This is a genomic window from Gemmata sp. (assembly GCF_051859125.1).
Classification (GTDB): Bacteria; Planctomycetota; Planctomycetia; order Gemmatales; family Gemmataceae; genus Gemmata.
This window is the reverse complement of record NZ_JBHYGG010000273.1, coordinates 34,224-41,999: the sequence shown is the minus strand read 5'-3', so window position 1 is coordinate 41,999 and position 7,776 is coordinate 34,224. Positions and strand designations below refer to the sequence as shown.

At 74.3% G+C, this 7,776-nt stretch carries 2 protein-coding genes and 1 pseudogene; all 3 read left to right on the top strand.

The window, feature by feature from the left end:
• A pseudogene (locus ACTIGN_RS27415) lies at positions 1–2,397 on the top strand (hypothetical protein); the annotation flags it as partial.
• Positions 2,398–2,729: 332 nt separating this feature from the next.
• Positions 2,730–4,727 carry a flagellar basal body P-ring protein FlgI gene (locus ACTIGN_RS27410; protein WP_439629878.1) on the top strand — a complete coding sequence of 666 codons (1,998 nt, stop codon included), beginning with the start codon at positions 2,730–2,732 and terminating at the stop codon, positions 4,725–4,727.
• A gap of 119 nt (positions 4,728–4,846) precedes the next feature.
• Positions 4,847–7,776, top strand: a 2,930-nt coding sequence (gene smc, locus ACTIGN_RS27405) for a chromosome segregation protein SMC (RefSeq protein WP_439629876.1), incomplete at its 3' end; no start/stop codon positions are given.

The following is a 7,776-nucleotide window of genomic DNA, read 5'->3' as shown; positions in this document are numbered from 1 at the left end:
CACTCGGGGGGCTCACGCCCCCCGCTCGCCAAGTGGTCGCGCCGCGAACAGATTCTGCCGTTGACCCGCGTTCCGGCGGTCGATATGGCCGCCGGGACCATGAAAACAACCTTCTTCCTCGTCCCCGCCGCGGGCCTCGTCGCGGCCGCGGTGACGCTGTACCACCACTCCGGGCGGTCCGGGGCGCGGGAGCTCCCACCGGTCCCGGCGGCCACGGTGCCGCTGACCCCGGACGCACCGCCGACGCTCGCCGTCGCGGACCTCGCGCTGCCGCCGGTGGTGACGGCCCCGAGCGTTCACATTCTGCCCGTCTCCGCGCCGCCGGCCCCAGTTAACCAGATCGCCGAGTCGGCCGCGGTGCTGCCCGCGATCCCGGCGGTTCCGGCCGCGCCGGCGACGCCGGTTGCCGCGCCGAACACGCTGCCCCGGAACCCCGGCGCGCTGCCGGCGATCCCGGCTGCTCCGGCGATGCTCCCGGCGATCCCCGCAGTCCAGCCCGTGGTGCCGGTCGCGCCCCCGGTCGCGAGGGTGTCGGCCCCGACCGTGGGTGCCCCGCTGCCGCCGCCCGGTGCGGTCAGCACGATCGGGAACCTCCCCGCACCCGCGGCCCCGGCCGCCGCGCCGGTTGTGGCGACTCCCGTTGCTCCCGTTGCGGTCACGCCCGCACCCGCGCCGCCGGCCCCGGCGGTGCCCGTGCCCCCGGTTCCGCAAACCGTGTCGGTGAAGTCGCCGGTGCCGGTGATCCCGCCGACGCCCGCGGTCCCGGTGCTGATCGAGCCCGAGGGCGCGCCGGCGAAGCAACCGGCCCCGGCCCCGCAGCCGACGCAGGTGCTCCCGCAGCCCGCGCCGCTGCCCGTGCCCTCACCGGTCCCGCAGCCCGCCCCGGTCGCCCCGGCCACCCCCGCAACGCCCGAGGGTCCGGCCGCGCCCGGCGAGAAGTTCGTCGTTCTCAAGGGGAACAAGCTCACCGAGGGGAGCGTGACGGTTGCCGGCGAGAAGGCCGTGTTGCGCCAGGGGTCGTTCGAGCGGGCGCTGCCGAAGGGCGACGTGCTGTTCGTCGGCGACACGAAGGACGACGTGTACAAGTTCATGCTCGCCCAGGTGCCGCCGACCGACGCGGCCGCGCGCATGAACGTCGCCAAGTGGTGCATGTTCTCCGGGCTCCGCGAGCAGGCGCTGGCCGAGGCCCGCGAGGTGCTCAAGATTCAGTCGACGAACACGGCCGCCGCGTCGATGGTCCACTCGCTGGAGGAGTCGCTGCGGAACTTCCCGGTCGGCGGCTCGCCGGTCGTCGCCGCGAAGCCGGCCGGGGGGGGCGTCCTCGTCACCGAGGAGCGCGACCCCGAGGTCACCGCCGAGGGGGCGACGTCGTTCTCGGCCCGGGCACAGCCGGTGCTCGCGAACCAGTGCATGGAGTGCCACGCTCGGGCCGACTACCCCGGCGCGTTCAAGTTGATCCGCGTCACCGGGTTCGAGGTCGGCCCGCAGTCGACGAAGTCGAACCTGCTCGCGACCTCCGCCCAGATCAGCCGGGCCGACCCGCTCAACAGCCCGCTGCTGACCAAGGCGCTCGCCGCGCATGGCGGCATGAAGCAGCCGGCGTTCGTGAGCCGCCAGTCGGCCGGGTACCGCGTGCTCGAAGCGTGGGTCGCGATCGCCGCGCTGCCGCTCACGCAGCCGATGGCGCAGCCGGCCCCGCCCGTGCTGCCGCCGGACCCGATCGCGAGCATCCCGCCGATGCCGCAGCCGACGCCGCCCCCGGCGGCCGCGGTGCTGCCGCCCGCCGACGTGCCGGCCATCCCGCCGGCCGAACCGCTGCTGCCGCCCCCGGCCCCGTCGGCCCCGGCACCCGTGAAGCCGGTCAAGCGACCGGTGCCGGTGCCGGTCCAGACGCTGCCGACCCCGGCCGTCGAGCCGCTGCTGCCGCCGGTGCCCGCCGTTGAGCCCGGTCTGCCGGGGCTCCCCGCTCCGGTGCCCGTGCCGCAGCCGACCGAGCCGGCCCCGGGCCTTCCGACGCTGCCTGTTCCCGAACCCGATGCCGTCGCGGTCCCGGTGATCCCGGCCCCGACCGTGCCCGTGCCGGTCGCGCCGCGGCCGAGCGAGCCGGCCACGAAGGAGCCGCTGCTGCCGCCGGTCCCCGAGGTCGGCGTCCCGCCGGTGCTGCCGACGCCGCCGAGCATCCCGGCGGTCGAGCCGAAGGCCCAGCCGGTCGCGCCGCTGCCGGCGGTCCCCGCCCCGCCCGTGCTGCCGGTCCCGCCCGCGGTGCCCGGAGTGCCCGACCTGGCGCTGCCGAAGCCGCCGAGCCAGTTCGGTGCGTCGGCCCCGGCGAAGCCGCCCAAGAGCGGCCCGACCGACGGCGACGAGTTCGACCCGGCCGGGTTCAACAAGTCGAAGTGAGCGGCCTTGAACCAGAGGACAGAGGACAGAAGGGCAGGTCGATCGAGAGTCTTCTCTTCCTGTCCTCTGTCCTCTGACTTCTGATTCCCAACAGGAGCCCGCCGGTAGCGTCATGCCACCGGCGGGCTCTCGCCGTTGAGTGCCGACATTCAGCGCGGAACTTGTGAAGTCGGCTTGACCCGGTGGGGCGCGTGGCTATGGTCCGCGTCTCACACGAGAGTCACGGTCCGCGGCCAAGGGCATCCGATTCGGGGGAATCGCTGCCGGTGACCGCAGTCACCCTTCGGGGGCCGCCACCGGCGGGCCGCGGGTACCACAAACGGGGGAGCGCCATGCACAGGGCACGGGTTGCAACGGCCGGGCTGAACCGGCGAACGTTCCTGGCCCTGTCGGCCGCCGCGGGGCTGTCGGTCGCCACCGGGTGCAAGGGGCCGGAGGCCGAGGCGCTCAAGGCCAAGGCCCAGGGCCGGTCGCAGATCGGCGAGGACCCGCTGGACCTCGACGCCGCCACCAGCATCGGCAGCAAGACGACCATCGGGAACACCGAGTCGATCCTCGTCAGCGGGGTCGGCCTCGTGTACGGGCTGCAGGGCACCGGGAGCAGCGCCCCGCCCGGCGGGTGGCGGATGATGCTCGAGGAGAGCCTCAAGCGGATGCCCGGGATGACCGGCATCAAGCAGATGCTCGACGACCCGGGCAAGTCCACGTCGCTGGTCCTGGTGTCGGCCCTGGTGCCGCCCGGGGCGCGAAAGGGCGACCCGATCGACGTGCAGATCACCCTCCCCGACGAGAGCAAGACGACCAGCCTCAAGGGCGGCCGGCTGCTCCTGTGCGAGCTGTTCAACACCGACACGACCGGGAACCTGAAGTCGCTCGTCCACGAGGGCAAGCCGACCGGGCCGAGCGGCGAGCTCCGCAAGGGCGACCGGTGGGCCGTGGCCGAGGGCACGGTCCTCGCGGGCCAGTTCATCCCGACCAGCGGCTCGGGCACGATCGAGACCGACGCCGACGGCCAGCCGCTGTTCAAAGTCGGGAAGATCTGGGGCGGCGCGAAGGTCATCAAGCCCCGCCAGTACTTCCTGCTCATCAACTCGGGGAGCCAGAGCCCGCAGATGGCCGCGTCGCTCGCCGAGCGGCTCAACAGCACGTTCCACGCGACCACCGAGCCGAACCTGAAGGTCGCCGACGCGAAGACCCGGGAGCTGATCCTGCTGAACGTCCCGCTCGCGTACCGGAACAACCACTACCGGTTCCTGCTCGTCGCCCGCCAGATCCCGGTGCTCCCGGCGGCCGGCGACAGCATGTACCGCAAGCGGCTCGAAGAGGAGCTGCTCGACCCGGCCGCGGCGCTGACCGCCGCGGTCAAGCTGGAGGCGCTGGGCTCGTCGAGCATGCGGGCCCTGCGGGTCGGGCTCGAGAGCCCGTCGCCGTGGGTCCGGTTCGCCGCCGGCGAGGCGCTGACGTACCTGGGCCAGACCGACGGGGCGGCCGAACTCGCCAAGCTCGCCGAGGCGCACCCGGCCCTCCGCGCCCCGGCCCTCAAGGCGCTCGCCGCGATGGACGACGCGGCCTGCACCGACCGGCTCGCCGAGCTGACCTCGAGCAGCGACCCGTCGCTCCGGTACGGCGCGTTCATCGCCCTGCGGCTGGCCGACGAGAACAACTCGACCGCCCGCGGGGTGCTCGTGAACAACTCGTTCTGGCTGCACCAGCTCGCCCCGGGCAGCGCCCCGATGATCCACCTGACCACCGACCGCCGGTGCGAGATCGTGCTGTTCGGCGACGCCCCGAAGCTCCGCGGCCCGTTCACCCTGCCGGTCGGGTCCGAGTTCACCGTGAGCGTCCCGGCCGCCTGCAACGAGGCCACCGTCACCCGCATCGTGAAGGTGAAGAACGACCTCGAAGAGAAGAAGGTGGTGTGCAAGTCGACCGCGCTGGCCGAGGTGCTGCTCGCCATCGGGCGGCTCGGCGGCGGGTACGCCGAGGGGGTCGAACTGATCCGCCGGGCCGACCGCGGCCAGGTGCTCTCGGCCGCGGTGGTGGTGGACGCGGTGCCGTCCGAGTTGAACATCAAGCAACTCGCCGACTTCGCCCGGACCGACCCCACGCTGACCCGGGCGAACACCGAGGTCGCGAAGGCCGGGGTGGTCCGCCCGGAACTCGACGTGTCCGGGTTCGACCTCCCGTCGAACGCGCCCGAGACCGAAGCGCCGGTGGCGACCGCCCCGGCCCGGCCCCCGCTGAACCGCGAGCCCGGCCGCATCTTCGGCAAGCGGCACGACGCCCCGCCCCCGGCCGACCCCGGCGTCGTCCCCGCGGGCGGACAGTGACCGGAATTGGGGGGTCAGGAATCGGGAGTCAGGAGTCAGGAACCCGAATGCGGACCTGACTCCTGATCCGTTTCCCGGCCCCTGGCTCCCGACCCCTGACTCCCGACCCCTGACTCCCCATGCTGAAGCGCCTCGAACTGGTCGGGTTCAAGTCGTTCGCCGACAAGACCCGGTTCGACTTCGCGCCGGGGATCACCGGGGTGGTCGGGCCGAACGGGTCGGGCAAGTCGAACGTCGTGGACGCGGTCCGGTGGATGCTCGGCGAGCAGTCGGCCAAGTCGCTCCGCGGGGGCGAGATGGCCGACGTCATCTTCAACGGGTCGAGCAGCCGCAAGAGCCTCGGGCTCGCGGAGGTCACCGTCGCGTTCGACAACACCCGCCGGCTCCTCGCGGTGGACGCCGACGAGGTCCAGCTCACCCGCCGCGTGTACCGCGACGGCACCGGCGAGTACCTCGTCAACGGGCAGATGGCCCGGCTCAAGGACTTCAAGGAGATCTTCCTCGGCAGCGGCGCGGGCGCGGGCGGGTACACGATCATCGCCCAGGGCCGGGTCGACGAGCTGCTCCAGGCCTCGACCAAGGACCGCCGCGAGATCTTCGACGAGGCCGCCGGCATCAGCCGGTTCAAGGCGAAGAAGAAGGAAACGCTCACCAAGCTCGCGCACGTCGAGCTCAACCTCACCCGGTCCCGCGACCGCCTCGAGGGGCTCGACTCGCAGCTCCGCACGCTGCGGATGCAGGCCGCGAAGGCCCAGAAGTTCAAGGAGTACTCGGACCGGCTCCGCGAGCTGCGGCTCGGCCTCGGGGTCCGCGAGTACCGCGAGTTCACCGAATCGCTGGAGCGCGACCAGCAGGTGCTGGCGGGCGTTCAGGCGGAAGTCTCCGGCGCGAACCAGCGGACCGGCGAACTCGAAGCGGCGCTCCGCGACCTGGACCGCGAGGTGACCCGCGGGGAGGACGGACTCCGGCACCAGGAGACGCGGCTCGCCGACGCCCGCCAGCAGATCGCCGGGTTCGAGTCCACCATCAAGCACGAGCGCTCGGCCGCCGCGGGGTACGAGGCCGAGCGGCTCGCCGTCGGCCGGCAGCGCGCCGACCTCGGCCACCGCACCCGCGCCCTCGAAGCCGACGCGGCCCGTTCGGCGACCGAGGCCACCGCAGCGGACGAGCGGCTCGCGCAGGAACAGGCCGCCGCGACCGCCGCCGCCGAAGCCCTCGCGGCCGCGGTGGAACGCGCCGACGACCTCGACGCCGAGGTCGCCACCTCGCACAAGCGGCAGATGGACCTGGTCCGCGAGTCGGCGGCGGCCGAGTCCGCGGCCGGGGTGACGCTCGGGCAGGTCGAGCGGCTCCAGAGGGACTACACCCGCAAGCTCGCCGAGATCGAGCAGAACACCGCGCGCCGCGGGACACTCGCCGCCGCGCTCGACGGCCTGTCCCGCGCCGACGCCGACGTGCAGCAGCGGCTCGGCGACGCCCGCGACCGGCTCGCGTCGGTCCGCACCGGCCGCGCGGTCCTCGCCGAGCGCGTCGGCGGCGTGCAGGCGGCGCTCGAATCGCTCCGGGTCCGCCAGGGCGACCTCCGCGGGCGGCTCGGCGTGCTCGAGGACCTGGAGCGGTCGCTCGACGGGCTCGGGGCCGGCGTGCGTGCGGTGTTCAACCGGCTCGGCGAGTTGCCCGAGGTGGCGGGGCTCGTCGCCGACCTCCTCACCGTGCCGCACGAGATCGCCCCGCTCGTCGAACTCGCGCTCGGCGACGCGGCGCAGCGGTTCGTGGTGCGGTCGGCGGACTCCGTCGATACGGTCGTCGCAGCGGTGGGCGACGTGCCGGGCCGCGTCGGGTTCGTGCCGCTCCTGGCGAGCGTGGGGCTTCAGCCCGCCGCGTCCGTGCCGGCCGACCCGGACGCGGACGATTCGCGCCCCCCGCTCGCCCGGTGGGTCACGTCCGACCTCGCGCTGCTCCCCGATCAACTGCTCGGGAACGTCCTCATCGCCGACTCGCTCGCCGGGGCGCGGCACCTCGCGGCGGCGAACCCGGGGTACCGCGTCGTGTCGCGGACGGGCGAACTCCTCGAACCGGACGGCACGCTCACCGTCGGGCCGCCCCGGGCCGAGGCCGGCCTCGTGTCGCGGAAGAGCGAGCTGCGCGAACTCCGCGAGCAGTTCCGCACGCTGGCCGCGAAGGTCGAGGCGACCGAGGTGGAACTCGCCGGGCTGCGGCGACAGGCCGACGCGGCCGACGGCGTCATCGCGGCCGTCGAGTCCGAAATCGAACTGCTCTCCGGTGCGGCCGGCGACCTGCTCCAGAAGATCGCCCGGCAGCGGCAGGAGGTCGAGAACCTCGACGAACTCATCGGCCTGGCCGGGACCGAGGCCGGGTACCTCGAAGCCGAGGTGCGCCGCGGCGAGGCCGCGTGGGTGGCCGCGAAGCAGCAGGCCGAGGAGGCCGGCCAGGCGACCCGCGACATCGAGTCGCGGCTGGTGGAACTGAAGGCCGCCCAGCGCGACGCCGAGGCCGCCCGCGACGCGGCCCAGCACGCCGACACCGCGGCCCAGGTGGCGCTCGGCCGGGCGACCGCGGACCGGGACCGCGCCCGCGAGCGCGCCGCCCAGTTCGAGGCCGACCTCCGCAAGCGCCGCATCGAGGCCATCGACCTCGCAGCGGCCGACCGCAACGCCCGCTCGCGGCTCACCGACAGCACGCTCGCGGCGCTCCGGGCCACCGCCGGGCAGGCCGACGCGTACCGCGAGAAGGAGCACCGCGAGCGGCTGGCCGGCGAACTCGCGGCGAAGCTCGCGGTCGACCGCGCGGCCCGCGAGCGCGTGCGCGACGTACTCCAGGCGCTGCGGTCCGGCTGGCAGGAGAAGCAGTCGCAGGCGCACGCGAAGGAACTCGCGGTGCAGACCCTGCTCGCGCGCCGCGACGCCGTCGCCGCCCGCATCCGCGAGGACTACGGGGTCGAACTCGCTGAACTGGCGAGCGGGGGGGGGGGGGCCCCCCCGCGTGGGGCCCCCCCCTGCGCGGGGGGGGGCCCCCCCCCCCCCCCCCC

What these genes read in the sequence shown, in the direction of transcription:
- ACTIGN_RS27410 (WP_439629878.1), top strand. Translation starts at nt 2,730, where the DNA reads ATGCACAGGGCACGGGTTGCAACGGCCGGGCTGAACCGGCGAACGTTC.